We start from the raw sequence: 16,817 nt of genomic DNA on the forward strand, positions 1-16,817 counted from the left end.
TACGGCCTCCGTTCGCAAGGGACGGGGGCCGTTTGCCGACGGCGGTTCATGATCGACGGCATTCTCTGGCTACCAAGCCATCTCTGGGGCGGGATCGCGGACCTTGTTGGGTTGCTGTTCAGCCCATCGTCGTGGCCCGATCCCGCTGTGCCCGAGGATCTCGTCAAGATCATCTATTACGGCGGATCGATCGATTCTCTCTTCGTCATCATCGATCTTGCCCTGATCGTTCTTGCGATCGGGCTCTGGCGGCGCGGGTTCCTTTGGGGCGTCGTCCGCGGGATTGAGGCGATCTCCAACACGGTCGGGCGTATCGCCGCCTGGGCAGTGCTGATCATGATCCTCCAGCAGATCATGATCATCGCGCTGCAGCGCATCTTCCTGGTCTCCGAGATCACAATCGGTCCGTTCGGCATTGTCTTCACGCGGGACCTCAGCTGGTTCAGCGAGGAGCTGAAACTCTACAACGCCATGATCGTGGCTCTCTGCGCCGCCTACACCTTCGTGCAGGGCGGCCATGTGCGTGTCGATCTCGTCTATTCCGCGGTGAGTTTCCGCAAGAAGCGTTGCCTCGACATGTTCGGGTCGCTCTTCTTCATGCTGCCCTTCATCGGTGTGATCTGGCTCTTCGGCTGGTACTTCCTTTGGCGGCACCTGATCACGCCGAAGGTTTCGGCGACCGACACGCTGGAATCCCTGGAACGCAAGGCGGCGCTGGTGCGCTGGAACGTCGAGACCATGGGTTTCTCGCCGAACGGCTTCGACGCCTACTTCCTGTTCAAGATCCTGCTGGTGGCGTTTGCCGCCATGATGTTCCTGCAGGGGTTGGGGCATTTCTACCGCAGCCTGCTGGAGTATATCGAAGGCCCGGATTCTGCCGACCGCTTCAAGGACTTCGATGAGCGTCCCGGCGAGGGAATCTCAGCCCCGAAGGTCGCTGCTGCGGCGTCCGACGATGATGCGCGCGCCTGATGCCGGGACTCGACGGCATCGAGATCGGCTTGATCATCACCTTCGCGTGCCTCTTCGCGGGCATCCTGTCGGGTTATCCCGTCGCCTTCGCCATCGGCGGTTCGGCGCTTCTGTCGTTCGCCATCCTGGCGCTGTTCAGCGAGGCGGGCTGGCTGACCAAAGAGGTGATCGACACCCGCAGCGATGCCTACTTCGCCTTGCTGGACCAGGGGGTTGCCGAACAGACGATATCGCTCTTTCGGTTCCCGGACTTACCCACCTACACGGCCCCGCTCTTCGAGGACGGGGCCGAGGGCGCGTTTTTCCGCACGCTCACCTTCATCGTCAACCGCATGAACGAGCGCGTCCTGGCAGGGCCGTCGATCGAGCTCCTGCTGGCCGTGCCGATGTTCATCCTGATGGGCATCTCGCTCGAGCGTTCGCGCATCGCCCAGGACCTTCTGACATCCATGGCGCGGGTGTTCGGCGGCCTACCGGGCGGCCTTGCGGTCTCGGTTGTCGTCGTCGGTGCATTCCTCGCAGCTTCGACCGGCATCGTCGGCGCGACGGTGGTCACGATGGGACTGCTTTCGTTGCCCACCATGTTGCGCAACAACTACTCCCCGGAACTGGCGACCGGCGTCATCTCGGCGTCGGGCACGCTCGGCCAGATCATCCCGCCATCGATCGTCATCGTGCTGCTGGGAACGCTCGCCGGGGATCTCTATGCCACCGCGCAGGAAGACCGCGCCATTGCCGCCGGCTGTCGCGACGCCTTGACCTTCCTGGGCAAGGCCGCGGTCGTCTCGGTCGGCACGCTGTTCAAGGCGGCGATCGTACCGGGCATCATGCTGGCGGGACTCTACGCGCTCTACGTCTTCGTCTTTGCGCTGTTCCACCCGGAGAAGGCGCCGCCCGTCCACGCGGAGACCGCCGCGCCGGGCGATCCCGGTGCGACGTCGCGTCATCGTTTCTGGTGGTTCGCAGGCGCGCCCGCCCTGGTGGTCGCGACCGCGGGCGTCCTCTTCACGATGGGCCTGGCCGGACCCCAGACCGTCGACCGGTTTTCGCTCGTCGAGCCGCCGATCGCGCCGGAGCTGCGCACGAACGTGTCCGAGGAATGCCAGGCCTCGATGATCGATCTGCACGGCCAGGAAATGTGGGACCGCTCCGTCACTGCCCAGGCCGAGGCCGAGGCCGTGGGTTTCCTGCCCCCGACCGACGAGCAGCTCGACGTCCTTGAGGCCGAGGCCAAGCTGCACCTGCCGCCGATCTCTGAAGGTCTTGTCACGGGACTCGTGCTTCTGGCTCTGGTGCTGACCACCGCGCGCGGCGTGGCACCGTCGGCGCCGGTCTTCCCGCTGCTGGTCGGCGGCGGCGGTGTGGTGCTGACGATCCTGGTCGATGCGCTGCTGATCAGTCCCGTCGCGAGCCCGGGCACGACCTGGGCCATCCTCGCGCTGCCGATTGCGGCGGTGATCTATGGGCTGCGCCACGCGTTCCCGAGACTGGCCGAAGTCGAACTGCTGCGCGTCGTCTTCCCGCCGCTGGTGCTGATCGTCGCCGTGCTGGGTTCGATCCTCGGCGGTATCACCAACCCTACCGCGGCCGCTGGCCTCGGTGCGGCTGGTGCCCTGATGCTCTCGGCCTATCGCCGGATCGGCGACGACCAGGACAGGAAGGGCGGCAAGTTCATCCTGATGGCGACCTTCGCCATCGTGATCTTTCTCCTGATCGGATCGAGTTTCGATCTGCGGATCACCATCGAACACGTCGGATTCGAGAACTGGGTCGCGTTCATCGTGGCGGCTGCGGCCTATCACGTCGCGTTCGGTGGGCTGCTCTATGCCTGCTGGGTCCTGTGGCGCACCAACATCCTGCGCTCGGTCGTGCGCGACACGGCGAAGGTCACGACGATGGTGTTCGCCATCCTCATCGGTTCGCAGATGCTGAACCTGGTCGTTATCTCCTTCGGCGGCGAGCACTACATCCAGGAGTTTCTGCGCTCGTTCGACGACGAGTGGGTCGTGTTCCTGGTCGTCATGCTGGTGCTTTTCATCCTCGGGTTCGTGCTCGATTTCCTGGAGATCATCTACATCGTCATCCCCATCGTGGGACCTGTGATCTATGGCGGTACGCTCGATCCCAAGTGGGTGACGATCATGATCGCGGTCAATCTGCAGACCTCGTTCCTGACACCGCCGTTCGGTTTTGCGCTGTTTTATCTGCGTGGTGTCGCACCACCGCAGATCACGACAGGGCAGATTTATCGAGGCGTTGCGCCCTTCGTGGTGATTCAGGTCGTGGGACTGGCGCTGATGTGGCTGATCCCGGAGATCACCACCTTCCTGCCGGATATCCTGCCGGAGAACTAGCTCTTGTCGGGCTCCAGGTCCTGCCAGCCGTCCCCGGTCAGCGCTTCGAGCGGGCGGAAGTTGGTCTTGTAGGACATCTTCGAGCAGGCGCCGATCCAGTAGCCGAGATAGACATGCGGCAGTCCGAGGCACCTGGCGTGTTCGATGTGCCAGAGAATGAGGTATGTGCCGAGGCTGCGCGCGCCGAGATCGGGCTCAAAGAACTTGTAGATCCCCGAGAGCCCGTCGGCGAGCCAGTCCGACAGCGAGACCGCGACGAGTTCGCCGTGGTCGTCGCGCATCTCCACAAGCCGGGTATCGACCGGCGTTTCCTCGATCATGGCGCGGAAGTCGGGGAACGACATGGCCGACATGCCGCCGCCCTTGTGGCGTGCCTGCTGGTAACGATCGAACAGTGCATAGTGCTCAAACGTCGCCTGGCTCGGCGTCAGCGAGACCGCCAGGTCCTCGTTCTGCCGCTGGGTTCGCCTCTGGGATCGGCTCGGCTTGAAACGCGCGACCGGAATGCGCACAGGGACACAGGCCTCGCAGCCGACGCAACTCGGCCGGTAGACCAGATTGTGGCTGCGGCGGAAGCCGGCCAGCGTCAGCTCGTCGTGCAGCGCCTGGGCGTGCGGGCCCGAGAGATCGGTGACGACCTTGTTTTCCAGGCGATCGGGCAGGTAGGGGCAGGCCTGTGCGCGCGTGCCGAAAAAGAATGCCAGCGGACGGGTGCCTGCGCTTGAGCCGGAGCTCGCATCCTTCAACGTCACGGATGCGTCGTTCTCACGGGTCATCGGTCAGCGATCGGTGATGGGCTCATAGGCCATAGTAGACAGGGGCGAAGAGCGAAAAGGCAAGCCAGACGACAAGCACAAGTGGAAGACCGGCTCGGAGGAAGTCGCTGAATCGGTAGTGGCCGGGTGCCATGACCAGCAGATTCGTCTGATAGCCGATCGGCGTTGCGAACGAGCAGCTCGCCGCGATCACCACGGCAACCGCGAAGGGCAGGGGATCGACACCGAGTCCAGAGGCCAAGCTGACGGCGATCGGTGTGAACAGGACGGCTGCAGCGTTGTTGCTGAGGACATTCGTGACGAGTGCCACGATCAGGAAGAAGACCGACAGCAGCATGGCCGGGTTGTCGCTGCCCGAAATCATCACCGCGAGATCGGCCAGATAGGCCGCACCGCCGGTGGCCTGCATGGCGTGCCCCATGGCGAGCGCTGCGGCCACCAGCATCACGACCTTGCGCTCGACGGCACGGCTGGCCTGGCGGACATTGAGGCAGCCCAGTGCCAGCATTGCGGTCGCGCCTGCCATCGCGGCGATCACCACGGGCACGAGATCGAACGAGATCGGGGCGATGACCAGCCCGGTGATCAGCAGCGCCCGCCTGGCCAGGTGGAGGTTGGGCAACTCGGCTGCCGACCATTCCATGACCAGCACATCGGGATTGGTACGCAGTGAGCGGATGTCGTCGCGCCGTCCGCGCACCAGCAGAACGTCGCCCGCGTCAAGCCGGATTTCCGTCACGCGCTGGCGGATCATGCGGGAACGGCGCTGCAGTCCGAGTACGATGGCGCCGAAGCGACGACGAAAGCCGATCTGCTCCAGGTTCTGACCGGTCATGCGGCTGGCTGGTGCGATCATGATCTCGACCAGCACCTGTTCGTCGCCGGACCGCGTCGGCGTGACCGGGGCCTCGCCTTCGGGGTCGTCGCGGTCGGCATCGCCGATCAGGCCCTTGTCGCGCGTCAGAAGGTCCATCAGTGCCTTGCGTGTACCCGCGACAACGAGCGTGTCGCCGGGCTGCAGGACGGTGTCCTCGAAGGGCGCCAGCTCCGCGTGTTCGCCGCGCTGGACCATCTGCACGGTGACCTCGGTCAGGCCGGGGAACATGCCGGCCTGGGCGGCGTGGCCGACCAGTGACGACTCGTGTCCAACAGTGAACTGGGCGAGGTACTGACGACCTGAGGCACCGACCAGTGTGCCGGCCATGCTCGACCGGTTGGGGAGCAGGCGCGGAACGACCAGCCCGACATAGACGAGGCCCACGAGCGCCACGACGATGCCGGGGATCGTGAACGCGAACATGGTGAACGGCGTCTCGCCCAGGTCCCGCAGCGAGCCCGAGACCAGCAGGTTCGTGCTGGACCCCACAAGCGTCGTCATGCCGCCCAGGATGGCGGCATAGGACAGCGGGATCATGACCTTGCTCGACGAGTGCCGGCCCTGTTCGGCGAGGGCCTGCAGCACGGGGATGAAGACCACAACGATCGGCGTGTTGTTGCTGACACCGCTCAACACCATGGTGAGGAGGAGAACGATGGCGATCGCGAGCTTGCCGCTGCCGCGGGCGACATGGAGGATGTCGCGGGCAATCCGCTGCAGGGCGCCGGTCTGGACCAGCCCTTGGCCGATCACCAGCATGCAGAGCACGGTGATCAGCGCCGGATCGGCGAATCCGGCAAGCAGGCGCACGGTGTCGAGCTCATTGCCGCTGTCCGGCGACCGGACCGGGAACAGGTGGAACAGGATCAGCAGCACCGTGATGGTCGCGACCGAGGTGAACTCCAGCGTGAAGTACTCCCACGCGTAGAGTACGATCGCGGCGAGGATTACCGCGAAGGTCACCCACATCATGATGCCGGGTTCGACGCCGGTCATGACACGTTCACGGCCGCCGCGCCGCCCGGAGGCGGTCGATGTCAAAGATGGTCATGTCAGCAGTCTACAGCAGGGTGCGCAAACAAAACGAACCCGAGGCCCTTGTGTCGGTTGTGCGTGACGGAGCACACTCAGCTATCATGAAGTCGCCGCCGTACGAAGTCTCAAATGCGACACGGAGATCGCCATGAGCCGCAAGCGCAACTTCACGAAACGCCAGCTTCGCGACGCGCTGGGCATGTTCACGACAGGAGTCACCGTCATCACGTCCTGCACGCGCGAGGGCGAGCTTTTGGGCATCACGGCGAATTCATTCAACTCTGTGTCGCTCGATCCTCCGATGGTGCTGTTCAGCCTTTCGCGTGAGGCGCATAGCCTTAACAAGTTCGAGAGCACCGATTTCTTCGCAGTGAACATCTTGGGTGAGCACCAAAAGGAGCTCTCGAACCAGTTTGCGCATCCCTCGATCGAGAAGTGGAAGGGCGTCGAGTACGACACAGGCGTCACGCAGTGTCCGATGTTCCCGGGCTCGCTCGCCATGTTCGAGTGTTACACGCGGTTCCACTATGACGGCGGCGATCACGTCATCTTCGTTGGTGAGGCCTTCAACATGGAGGTCGGCACACCCGCGGCACCGCTTCTCTATTACCAGGGTTCGTACCGCTCGATGCTGCCGGACGCGTCCGACCATGAGTGGATGTAGGACCCTGACACCTTTCAGCGCGTCCGGCTCCTGACCTCGGCGCGGCGCACGGTGTCGATGCCGGTCGCCATGATGATGGTCGCACCGATCCATGTTGCGGTCGCCGTGTACTCATCGAAGAAGATCATGCCGATCGCGCGCGCCCGCGAAGATCAGACGCACGTAGGTAACCGGCGCGAGGTAGCTCGCTTGACCGCGGCGATAGGCATACAATTCCATAGCCTGCACACACATGCCCACCAGCGATGTCGCCAGGATCAGGCTGGCCTGACCCCAGTCGGGCCAGATCCAGTTGTCGAACCCCGCGAAGAGCGCGGTCAGACCCGACGATAGGAATGTGAAGAACATCATCGAAAGTTGGCTCTCGTGCACCTGGAACCTCTTGATGATGGTCACCGAGAGCGCGATGCAGGCCGCCTAGGCGAGCACGATCAGGGTTATGGGATCGAAGTTGACGGTGCCTGGCCGGACCATCACCACGACACCGACCGCCGTCGCGGTCCAGCGACGTCAACCGACACCTTCATTCAGTACTAGAGCGGGATCAATTTAATCGGGATCACATCCTGCGGCGGCGAAGACGCCCGTGATACCAAAGCGTGTTGATCAGAACCGACTGGCCCAGTTTCTCGCTCCGATTGAGGTAATGCGATGCTCAAGTCTCATGGAAAACCTCTTTCCGTTTTCCACAATTAGACTATAGGTCTGACTCAATGGTTCGTGGTATAACGCCTTGGTCAAGCAGGGCTACAAGCTTCCGAGCCTGCTCGAAATCGTCGTCTTTAACACGGCGGAAGGGGACGCCCCGACCTGCATCGCCGGGTTCGTCGACGACATGCGCCACGGCTACGTTCACCATGACAGCCTGACGGCGCTCCCGGCGCCGACTTCGTTCAAGAAAAAGCTCGACGACTACATTGCGCGCTTCACTCTCTAGGACGAAGATTGCGAATCGGATCGGGAGGACGTCGAAGATGGTTCACCCGAGCCGGAAGAGGAACTGTCGTCCCGGTCGGAGATCCTGAACCGTCCGAGCTCCCTGACCGACACGCTGATGTCGTCGGCTGGCTTATCGGGGTTTTCAGGCCTGGTCTTTCAAGGCGGAAATCGACGATGGCGCCCGCTGAGTACGGACGCTCCTGACGACTGCCGAGCGACGACAGCGGGAGAAGAGTTTGACCAAGAGGACGAAGAGATGCCGGATGAGATTCACGAGACAACGGGAGACGAGAACAAGGGGCTCACGAGTGAGAAGCACGCGCTCGTTACGATCCCGGTTGAGAGGCTCCCCTCGTTCGTCGACGATGAGTGGATTTCGAAGTACATCTACCTTGAGCGGCGCTATCTCAATGTCGCGCGCATGGACACCGATCTGATCGCGAATCTGACGGGGTATGAGGGCTGGCCGACGGACAAGAAGGCCTTGGGCGAAGTTGGTTGCAGCAAGGCTCTCCCTTATTTCTTAGATGCCCTGCGCTACCCTGCGTTCCTTCGGGTCTTCTATCTTCTCAGCGTCAAGAAGTTCAACCTGGGTAACAAGGATCCGTGCAAGCGGCCGAGCAAGAAAGATTTCCAATACAAAGTTGTCGATCCCATTTGCAAACTCACCCGGGAATACTGGCCCGACCGCGAGCCTTCGGGCGAGGACAAGGACAAAGATAAAGATACCGGCGAGTTCGTGAACCATGTCCTCGAATCCTGCTTTGAGCACAACGATCCGGACACCGCTCTTACATTCATGTTTCACATGATCCTGTTTCCGATGATGATGTCGATGTTTCCGACATCGCGCTTCGATTGGTCATCGATTGTCGGGATTCTCGAGGCTCGACGGAACGAGATTGAGAGTCCGGACGACATCGACATCATCATCGAATTCGGCGAGCGCCTGCAATTGATCGACGGCGCGGTGTATGACAGTACTTGGAAAGAGGCTATCTTCTCAAGCACGCGCAAGGTGTCGGAAGACGTTGCGGACGCGGGCAATGAAGCAGCGGAGGAAGACGTGGTCCAGGTGACCACCGAGGCCGACGACATTGAATCCGACATCACCATGGACGAAGACGCTACAACGAACGCCACAGAGACGCCTCCCCAGAAGGCGGAGATCGTCGACCGATGGCGGACGGGTGTGGCGGCGGTACAGGCGGCGGTCGAAGAGATGGAGATGCCGAACCGCCAGGGCGTGGAGGGTCTTCGCGCCCTCGTTGCCGAACTCGAAGACCTAGTCGATCTGTACGACTCCGTCCCGGAGGCCGTCCCACTCATCGAGATCAAGGAACGCCTCTCGACCTGCCACTGTAAGCTCGTCAAGATGGGCGCTAAGTGGGTAACAGCCGAGGAATCGGCGCTGAGCAGACGGATTGACGGTGTGCCGGACGAGGTTGCGGCTACCATCCCCCTTGAGGACATCGAAAACCGGGTTAACGGGACCGAACGGGCTACGGCTGAGGTCAAGGAGATCAAGCAGGAGCGCAAACGCGTCCGGCAGATCGAGGACGACGACGAGCTCGAGGCCGCGACCGCCGAAATCGGGGAACGTTTCCGCAAGGCACTCCGGCTCGCGTTCAAGTCTATCGAAGACGTACTTCTCATCCTCGATTCCGTAACGTCGTTCGCGTCCGCGGAGGCGTCATCTGACAACGACCGGGACGTCGAGGTGTACACCGACGAGGAATTCGACGCCAGCTTGGCAGAGGTGATGCCGTCCGAGCCCGCCCTAGCGCAGGAGACGGACGACACACCTGAAGCGGGCACATATCCGGCGGACGACGGCATCGACGTGGTCGAGGAAGAGGTAGAGGTAGAGGCCGACGAAGCCGCCCTTGAGATCGACGACATCAACGGTCGCCTCGACGAACTGTTTGCGGAAAAGGAATTCGGCGCAGCCTATCATCTCGCGCTCGCGGCCGAGGCCAAATATCCGGAGGCACGCCTTGCCTTCACCTCGGCTGAACTGTTCTTGGTGACGTGCGCTAACCACACCCAAGTGACGTCATACGCGGATGTTGATCAGTATGCGGAGGCCCTGAGGCGAGCGCTCGTCGCCGCGAACGAGCTCTCCTCGTCCGAGGGCGAACAAGATCAAGATAAGGCGCGGACCGCGGCATAAGGCGCGGACCGCGGCGCGTCGGATCGCCCTGTTTTCGTCGACCATTGAGCTCGTGCTTTTCGGCGGCATCACGAACTCGCCGAGCACGAGCTTCACCGATATCTTGGTTAGCAACGGTGTCGGGAACTGCTTCTTTTCGCTCAACAAGGCCGCCAAAGACGCGGTCAAGAGCAACGTTCAAATCAGCGCGTCCAGCCTGTTTGCGCTCGTGTCGCCCGATGACAAGACTTACTCGAACGCAGTTCACTCCGAACTGCTCTCCAAACTGGCGCTGCTCGAGAAAAGCCGACGGACCTACCGGGTCGGCCGCCAGATCCAGAACTGGTTGCTCCATTCGGGGCCTTTCCGCGAGCTACATGGCGTGCTCAAGGATGCGGGCAACTTGGAGGCGTCCGCCCGGCGCGCGAAGAAAATCGGGGAAATCTACCTGAATCGCGACGAAGCCGACAAGCTGATCGATCGTGCGGAGTCGGAGAAAAAGACCCATGCGCCGGTTGTCGGGGATGGCCGCCTTTGGTTCATCAACCAGATCACGGAGATTTCCCGTCTGGCTGTGGAGTGGGCAGGCACCGTTCTGGACAACAAGCCGAGCAGCCACGAAGAGCAAGTGCTCCGACCGCTTGCGAAGCAGATCGTCAAGAGCAGCCGCGAAGCCGACTTAACTCTGAAAGAGCTCGTCGAGAAGCACGGTCCCCTGGCCGCGGCAGCCGCCGACGTGGCGCGTACCGTGCTGACCCGGTTGCAGGGGCTCGCAACTGGGAAGGAGGCGCCCACCGTCGATATGACTCGGGCGATGATCGCACTTCACGGCCCGCTCCTCTGGGCTCCGGGGATGGTGTACGGCGGCGACTGGGTGCCGTCACCCTATCCGGTCGATCTCGTTATCTCGTCCATGCTCAAAGGCTGCCCGGAACCGCGCGAAAGCCGGCACAACCCGGAGTCCTTCGTTGCCGCCTTTCATGCCAGGCTCGACGAGGGCTCCTTCCTTGCCGCCCGGCTGCTCCTCGAGGTAGGGGAGAGGTACGGCATCCCGCGTGAGACGCTCGACGCCCTTGGTGGCGACATCGAAGCGAAGCGCGAGGATAGGTTCTTCGCCATCAATGACCAGATCAAAGAGACGCTCGCGAATGTGATGCGGGCGCAGCGCTACACGATCAAGCACAACGACGATCTCCAGGACGCCTACGAGCGCCTCAACCAGGTGCACGAGGACTACCTCAAGAAAGGCGACCTCAAGAACAGCGACGTCGGCAAACTCGATTTGGTCGACCCCTCAGACAGGTACGCGCCCGACATCCTTGCAACGGCGGGCCAGGAAATCCTCCAGGACTTCAACGCCATCGAGGCGCTGATCGAGGACACCGAAGATAAGATCAAGAGCGTCTTCGAGCTGGAGAAACAACCGCTGCTCAACCGGCTGGACGATCTTGAGAGTAAGGCCGAGGACAAAGAGAGTTTCGCGCGAATCCGCCAGGAGGTCGAGGCGCTGATCGAGACCCAGCAAGATCTCGCCGCCGCAGACGAGCTTCTCGAGCACCACATCAGCGACACGCCTGAACCGAACCGGGGCATGATCCAGCCGGTCGCCTTCCGCGACTTCTTCGAGACACTGGACCTGCCGACGATCCTCTCGAGCAAGGACTACGATCTTGAGGCCGTGCGCGAGGCACTCGTCAACGGCAATGACTATTTGGGCATCCCGTTCTCCCGCGTCGACGAGAAGACAGAGAGCCTAGCGCGCCTCGAGCGCTGGCAGGAGTTCCGTAAGGACGCAACGCGGAAGAACACGGGAAGCAAAAGGGTTCTGGCCGCTGCCGCCTCTCTGCTGGAGGCGCTCGACTTCCGGAACGTTTCCGTCACGCCCGATCCGTCTCGCAGCGTTCCGACCAGACGGGAGCACGTCGGCGATATGAAGCTCTCGATCAATGCCGACCGCGAGAGCGTCCTCTTGCCAGACTTTGGCAGCATGACTGGCGGCACGTGGCGTCTCGCTGTCTATCCGAGCATGCCGAAATACGAGCAAGGCGATTTCGACCGCCTTACGAATGGCCCCTCCCACATCGGCGTAATGGTCATCGTCCCCGACGTGGTGTCCCAGCGCGATCGCGAGAAGCTGGCGGAGATCGCCTTGAAGCACAAGTACAAGCTCCTGATAATCGACGAGAGCATCTTCCTCTACGCGCTCTCCGAGCAAGACTTCCGCTCACTCACCATGTTGGAGATCGCGCAGGCGTTCTCGTTCTCCGATCCCTATCGGGATTACCAGAACTACGCTGTGCCGCCGGAAATGTTCAAGGGACGCCGCGAGGAGTACGAGCGGCTCAAGAACATGAACACCGGGTTCATCGTCTACGGCGGCCGGCGCCTGGGCAAGACAGCGCTCCTGAAGCATCTCGAGCAGCAGGAGCATTCCGAGGAAACGGGGACGCTCCGGGTCTACATCTCGATCCACACAACGGCCGACACGCGCGACATCTGGCGCGAGGGGTCGAAAGCGCTCAGCGCGGTGTTCTCGAAGCCGGTCGATGAAGCCGAGCGCTTCAAGGACCGAGTGATCTCCTGGCTGGAGAAAGACGCGCGGCGCAGCATCATCCTGATGGTCGATGAGTGCGACGAATTCGTGAAGCTGGACGAGAGCGAGGGTTTCGCTGCCATCAAGACCTTGAACAAGATCATGGTCGGCACAAATCGCCGGTTCAAGGTTGTGCTCGCCGGTCTGCAGAACGCGCTCCGGCTCACCAGGAATCTGGAGAACGCGCCTCTAACGCACATGGACAGTGGCATTCTCGAGATCGGTCCGATGATCGGCAAGGATGTTGCCGACGCTGAACGCCTCATTACGGGACCACTCGCGGGCATGGGCTACCATTTCGCGAACGACCGGGACGTCTGGCAGATTCTCAGCTACTGCAACTACTACCCGGTTCTGATCCAGCTCGTCGGCGAATCGCTCGTGAGCACCATTCGCGAGCGTGTGGCGGATAACGGCGTTCTCGTCCGCAAGATCGACGACACCTTGGTGCGCGAAGTCCTGAACGACCCGAAGACCCTCGAAGAGATCAAGCGGGCCTTCGACAAAACCCTGGATCTCGATGGCGAGCGCTACAAGCTGCTTACCTACATCATAGCCAACCATATGATCGACATGAACGCCGCCCACAAGACTGACGAGGGCATGCGGGCGACCGAAGTGCTCGATCTGGCCGCATACTTCTGGCCTGCCGCGTTCGTCGAAGACGTTCGGCCGGAGGACGTTGCCGACCTGCTGAAGGAAATGGTTGTCCTCGGTCTCCTGCGCAGCATCGACGACTATCGCTGGACTCTCCGCAGCCGGTCTACTCTGGCGTTCATCGGCGGCAACCGGGCCGTCGAGGACGGTGTCTTACGGTTCGCCGACAAGCCGCGGCCGCAATCGTTGGAGCACACACATAAGCGCCGCGAACTCGGCAACATAGAGGGACGCGGCAGCCGCAGAGCGACCTTGCGACGCTCGGTCCTGACGATCGGCCAGGAGCACCAGATCGCCCAGAACAGGGCGCGCAAACCTGTTCTTGTCTTCGGTCACAATCTTGCCAGCGTGGACCAAGTCGCAACATGTCTGCGGAGCTTCCGCAAGGACCTGTTCGACGTAAGGGTGCTGCAGGCGAAGAACGTTAAGGCGTTCAGGAACGAACTCAGCCGGCTCAAGCTTGGTGACAGCAGCAAGCGCACGCTGCTCGTCGTCGATAAAGACCGGGAATGGGATCCGATCTGGGTGAATCAGGCGAAGCAGTCCCGAAAGGTCCGGGACGGCGAGTTAACGATCGTCTTCATCGGCGGGCCGCCGCAAGCTCTCTCTTGGGCATCATCGCATTCCTCGCCGTCGCCCGAGTTCGATGTTGTGTCGCTTGAGCCGTGGCGGCGGTCCTTCATTGCCTCGTTCCTCCATCAGGGCCTGGTTGACAACTTCGACAGCCGGGCTGAGGAGATCCTCGGGATCACCGGCGGTTGGAGCGGGCTGATCGACGACATTCTGGACAAGCGCATCAGTAAAGAAAACGTCGACAAACGGTTCAGCCAAAAAATGAGGCAAATCCACAGCTCCAAGAGCGAGATCGTCGTCCAACTCGGGTTGGGCGACGACGCGATTGCGGCAGGGATCAGGGCGGTCATCACCTACGAGATAGGCGACCACTTCGCCGAGAATGACTTCCTGGATGCGGCCGCCCTCGAGATCAACGGAGACGAGAGTAATCTCAAGCCAGAGACCCTACTGGCCTACTACCGCCTTCTCGACTTGGTAGAGGTCGTTCCGAGCACCCGGGACGATAAGCGGAGCGCGACCAAGGGAACGCGCTATCGCATTAATCCACTAGTCATGCGTCTGATGCAGGAGGAGACCGTCGACGCATGAGCATCGCTGAGTGGTGGGACATCCCCGGCCCGTCGCGATTCCTCGACAAGGCATGGGCTTTGGCGGGAGAGTACGCCGTCGTCGGAATCGCGGCCCCCGTCAGTATCGCCGAGGCTCTGCCGTTGGCGCTGGCGGATCGGGCCCGCGATCTCCACCGTGCCCGGGTCTACGAAATGGATGCCTTGCGGATCGGTCGCCGCCCTCCTGCGCAGGCGATCGCCCGTCGGATTCCCGAAGGCTCCGGCAGGAAGGTCAACACGGCATCCGATTTCCTGGGCATCCCGCGGCTCGACAAGCGGGCTTTCGTCATCCGCAACATCGACCGTGATATCTGGAGGATGTGGGGGATGTTTGCGCGCGATCTCCGGCGGGCTGCCAAGGAAGAATGCGAAATTCTTCCGCAGATGATCTTCACCTTGCCGCCGGACCTGCCGGACCGTGAGATCTTCTCTTCTTTTGGTCGCAAGGCCGTCCTGAAGTGGATCGGCGTCATCGATCGCCTCGATTGCACCATCTGGCATGATCGCCGGAAAAGCAGCCCGGCAGGCTTGATCTCGCGACTCGCTCGAGAGACCTCGATCGAGGTCGCAGGGCCTAACACAACGCTGCTTGAGGGACTCACCGTCATCGACGAGAAGGCCCAGATTGAACCTTGGCAAGAGCTTCGACGCCACGCGAACTTGTTTGTTCATGGGAAGGAAGTCTGCTGGCGTGACGGCCTAGTCGACGAGTGGGACGACGCACCGAGGATTGATTCCCTAGTCCTAGCTGTCCGGGATCAGCGCGCAGAGTTCGAGAAGCGAGTCTGGCGGGCTCATTCCGCGATCGTCTTTCCCTACGTCGAAGAGATCCGAGCCATGATCGTGCGGCGGCATCGCGCCTATCTCGACTCGATCATGCCTTGGACAAACGCTTACTATACACTGCCGCAGGTAAGAGAACATCCGAGCGAGATCGACATCACGGAGCTCCAGGCTATTCTCGGCAACCGCCTGTCGCGGGAGGAACGCGCCCTGATCACGCACGCGATATGTAAGATCCGCCACAAGCTCGCGCACATGTCCCCGCTTTCCTATGAAGACGTGGAGAAGCTGGCGACCCTCAAGGATACCGTGTCAGCACCTGCGCCCGAGATCGGTTGGGATTGGCCACGTTGCGGCCAGCGCCTGATCATGATGATCGGCTCCCCGGCTTCAGGAAAGACGACCTGGGTGAGACAGCACCACGATCCGGCCATCATCGTCTCATCCGACGACATTCGCGAGGGACACCCCGAGATCGCGGCCAACAACGCGGCCGTGTTCAAGATGGTGCGCCAGCGCGTTCACTGGCTGCTGAAGAACGGCTCCGATGCGGCCATAGACGCAACTCACCTCAAGGCCGACGATCGTCTCGAACAGCGTCGCATCGCACCGAACTGGGTTCCGGTCGAATACGTCGTCGTCGATCGTCCGCTCGAGGACAAGCTCCGGGACGGCGGCTGGCGTCTGGAGAGAAGGCCGGGGCTCATTGAGGAGCAGCACGAAGTCTTCCAACTGGGCAAAGAGGCCATCCTGGCGGGAGACGGAGATCCGCGAGTAACGGTTACTCATACCAAAGCGCGTTGATCATCACGTATTGGCTCAGTTCCTCGATCCGATTGAGGTCATGCAATCTGGGTCCTTGATCAACGTGTTCCAGGCCTCGCAACAGTTCGCCACGATATCGTCGTAGCTTGCGAAGACGCGGTTTGAGAGCCAGTTGTCCCGGATGTACTGCCAGACGTTTTCGACCGGGTTCAACTCAGGCGACCTCGGCGGCAGTGGCAACAAGGTGATGGTCTCGGGCACCTCGAGTTTCGATGTCGTGTGCCACCCGGCCTGATCGACGATCAGGATTGCGTGGGCGCCGGGCGCGACTTCGGTGCTGATCAGCTTCAGGTGTTCGGCCATCGCGTGGGTGTCGACCCAGGGCATGACCGAACCGGCCGCCGGACAGATTGCACCGAAGATGTAGGCCCATTGGGTGCGTTGATCCTTTGGCGCGCGAGGACGGGTGCCGCGCTTGGCCCAGCGGCGGGTGATCTTGTTCTTCTGTCCCACCCTTGCCTCGTCCTGGAACCAGATTTCTATCGGTGGCGAGCCGTTCTGAACACGGATGTCGCGGACCACGTCGGGGAAGTTTTCTTTGAACGCCTTGATCGCATCCGGGTCTTGTGCATGGTGCTGGGGACGCGCCGAAAGCTTGCGGAAACCCATGGCGCGCAGCTCACGGCCCACTGTGGTGCGACTGATCGTCACGCCAAACGTGCACTTGACCCACACGGCCAGATCAACCAGGCGCCAACGGACCACGCCATCACGATCGGGGTCGGGGCCAGCCTCGACCGCAGCAGCCAATTGCTGGCGTTGCTCATCCGTCAGGATCGAGGGTTTGCCCGGCACCTTGCGGGTCCGCAGCCCTTCTGGCCCGTCAGCATTGAACCGCAGAACCTAGTCGCGGATAATCTGCAGACCAACTCCGCCAGTGCGCGCCGCATCAGATCGCGATCCGCCGTCCAGGATCATCGCAATGGCCAACACCCGCCTCGTCCGGTCTGCATCGTCGCTCTGTCGCGCCAAACGCGCCAGATCGGAAGCCGAAAAATCACTGCGA

10 protein-coding genes and 1 pseudogene are annotated in these 16,817 nt (G+C 61.8%); 7 read left to right on the forward strand and 4 right to left on the reverse strand.

Annotation, left to right across the window (positions count from 1 at the left end; translation table 11 throughout):
- Positions 1-48: 48 nt before the first annotated feature.
- Positions 49-972, forward strand: a complete 924-nt coding sequence (locus GDA49_04100; protein MBC6439591.1) for a TRAP transporter small permease subunit — start codon at positions 49-51, stop codon at positions 970-972.
- On the forward strand, positions 969-3,326 hold the full coding sequence (locus tag GDA49_04105) for a TRAP transporter large permease subunit (protein ID MBC6439592.1): 2,358 nt from the start codon (positions 969-971) through the stop codon (positions 3,324-3,326). The genes GDA49_04100 and GDA49_04105 overlap by 4 nt, the downstream gene beginning before the upstream one ends.
- Here the strand turns inward: GDA49_04105 and GDA49_04110 are convergent.
- Both GDA49_04110 and GDA49_04115 read right to left on the reverse strand, forming a co-directional pair.
- Positions 3,323-4,102 carry an arginyltransferase gene (locus GDA49_04110; GenBank protein ID MBC6439593.1) on the reverse strand — a complete coding sequence of 260 codons (780 nt, stop codon included), beginning with the start codon at positions 4,100-4,102 and terminating at the stop codon, positions 3,323-3,325. The genes GDA49_04105 and GDA49_04110 overlap by 4 nt on opposite strands.
- A 22-nt stretch (positions 4,103-4,124) precedes the next feature.
- The gene (locus GDA49_04115; GenBank protein MBC6439594.1) at positions 4,125-5,975 is read right to left on the reverse strand and encodes an SLC13 family permease; all 1,851 of its coding nucleotides are present in this window, start codon (positions 5,973-5,975) and stop codon (positions 4,125-4,127) included.
- A 187-nt stretch (positions 5,976-6,162) separates the two neighbouring features.
- Between GDA49_04115 and GDA49_04120 the strand changes: the two genes are divergently transcribed.
- The gene (locus GDA49_04120) at positions 6,163-6,678 is read left to right on the forward strand and encodes a flavin reductase family protein (GenBank protein MBC6439595.1); all 516 of its coding nucleotides are present in this window, start codon (positions 6,163-6,165) and stop codon (positions 6,676-6,678) included.
- A 111-nt stretch (positions 6,679-6,789) separates the two neighbouring features.
- Here the strand turns inward: GDA49_04120 and GDA49_04125 are convergent, their stop codons facing one another.
- On the reverse strand, positions 6,790-7,029 hold the full coding sequence (locus GDA49_04125; GenBank protein MBC6439596.1) for a hypothetical protein: 240 nt from the start codon (positions 7,027-7,029) through the stop codon (positions 6,790-6,792).
- A gap of 382 nt (positions 7,030-7,411) precedes the next feature.
- Between GDA49_04125 and GDA49_04130 the strand changes: the two genes are divergently transcribed.
- The 4 genes from GDA49_04130 (at position 7,412) to GDA49_04145 (ending at position 15,790) form a co-directional block, all read left to right on the forward strand.
- Positions 7,412-7,615, forward strand: coding sequence for a DUF3893 domain-containing protein (locus GDA49_04130; GenBank protein MBC6439597.1), 204 nt, complete (start codon positions 7,412-7,414; stop codon positions 7,613-7,615).
- 258 nt (positions 7,616-7,873) lie between these two features.
- Positions 7,874-9,790: a hypothetical protein gene (locus GDA49_04135; protein ID MBC6439598.1), complete on the forward strand. Its 1,917-nt coding sequence runs from the start codon at positions 7,874-7,876 to the stop codon at positions 9,788-9,790.
- Positions 9,791-9,893: 103 nt separating this feature from the next.
- Positions 9,894-14,183, forward strand: coding sequence for a hypothetical protein (locus GDA49_04140; protein ID MBC6439599.1), 4,290 nt, complete (start codon positions 9,894-9,896; stop codon positions 14,181-14,183).
- 122 nt (positions 14,184-14,305) lie between these two features.
- Positions 14,306-15,790, forward strand: coding sequence for an ATP-binding protein (locus tag GDA49_04145; protein MBC6439600.1), 1,485 nt, complete (start codon positions 14,306-14,308; stop codon positions 15,788-15,790).
- Between the two features lie 15 nt (positions 15,791-15,805).
- On the opposite strand, the pseudogene GDA49_04150 reads toward GDA49_04145, so the two are convergent.
- Positions 15,806-16,817, reverse strand: a pseudogene (locus GDA49_04150) (IS630 family transposase).

This window comes from Rhodospirillales bacterium (genome assembly GCA_014323865.1).
In the GTDB taxonomy this organism is placed as follows: domain Bacteria; phylum Pseudomonadota; class Alphaproteobacteria; order SP197; family SP197; genus SP197.

Coding starts and splice junctions, on each gene's coding strand:
- GDA49_04125 (MBC6439596.1), bottom strand. CDS start 7,029: ATGATGTTCTTCACATTCCTATCGTCGGGTCTGACCGCGCTCTTCGCG.
- GDA49_04135 (MBC6439598.1), top strand. CDS start 7,874: ATGCCGGATGAGATTCACGAGACAACGGGAGACGAGAACAAGGGGCTC.
- GDA49_04100 (MBC6439591.1), top strand. CDS start 49: ATGATCGACGGCATTCTCTGGCTACCAAGCCATCTCTGGGGCGGGATC.
- GDA49_04110 (MBC6439593.1), bottom strand. CDS start 4,102: ATGACCCGTGAGAACGACGCATCCGTGACGTTGAAGGATGCGAGCTCC.
- GDA49_04120 (MBC6439595.1), top strand. CDS start 6,163: ATGAGCCGCAAGCGCAACTTCACGAAACGCCAGCTTCGCGACGCGCTG.
- GDA49_04115 (MBC6439594.1), bottom strand. CDS start 5,975: ATGACCGGCGTCGAACCCGGCATCATGATGTGGGTGACCTTCGCGGTA.